Source organism: Bartonella sp. CE47NXGY (genome assembly GCF_042195415.1).
Taxonomy (GTDB): Bacteria; Pseudomonadota; Alphaproteobacteria; order Rhizobiales; family Rhizobiaceae; genus Bartonella.
Map to the genome: position 1 here is coordinate 1 of NZ_JBHIOI010000255.1, position 627 is coordinate 627.

The window sequence follows — 627 nt, forward strand, 5'->3', positions numbered from 1 at the left end:
TTTAAGATGTATTAAGACACACAACAATCGCCTCTGCTGTTTTCTTGATCGCACCTCTTGCGGCAAGATGAGTAGAGCTTAATCCTAAAAAACCGATTCAATATATGAACCCCCTGCGTAATATCAAACCCATGCGTGTTTGGTTTAATAAATCCACGGAACCCTCATCAATTTCACTCTACGAGTTTGAGTAATATGCTTTGCTTCCTGCAACAAAGGCTATTTTTATCACTGGTCAGAGACATCGGCTGGAATATTAGCGTTTCCCGTAGTGCTCGTTGTTACGGCATCCACATGCCCCACAACGTTACCGCCCGCGCTACCGCCCGCTCCATCGACAGCAGCGTTCGCTACCCCTGTTGTTTTATTATTGATCTCACCTCTCGAGACAAGATTGGTAGAGTTTTGCAATCCTACAAGACCGATTTTATGATATCCAGCCATGCGTATTTGATTTAATAAATCGATGACAGTACCATAATCAATTTCGCTATCCGCTTTGATTAAAATTTTTGTCTCTAAATTTTGCGTCGTTTCCCTCAACAAAGCGTCTCTCAAAGCTGCTTGTTCTACAAGATGATCACCAATGTAAAGAGAACGATCTTTTTGCAACGTAACATAAAGAGG

1 protein-coding gene is annotated in these 627 nt (G+C 41.9%); it reads right to left on the reverse strand.

Annotated features, from left to right (window positions below):
• Positions 1 to 228: 228 nt before the first annotated feature.
• Positions 229 to 627 (reverse strand): biopolymer transporter ExbD (locus tag ACFIL3_RS10955; protein WP_375682293.1); only part of this gene is annotated, 399 nt, incomplete at its 5' end.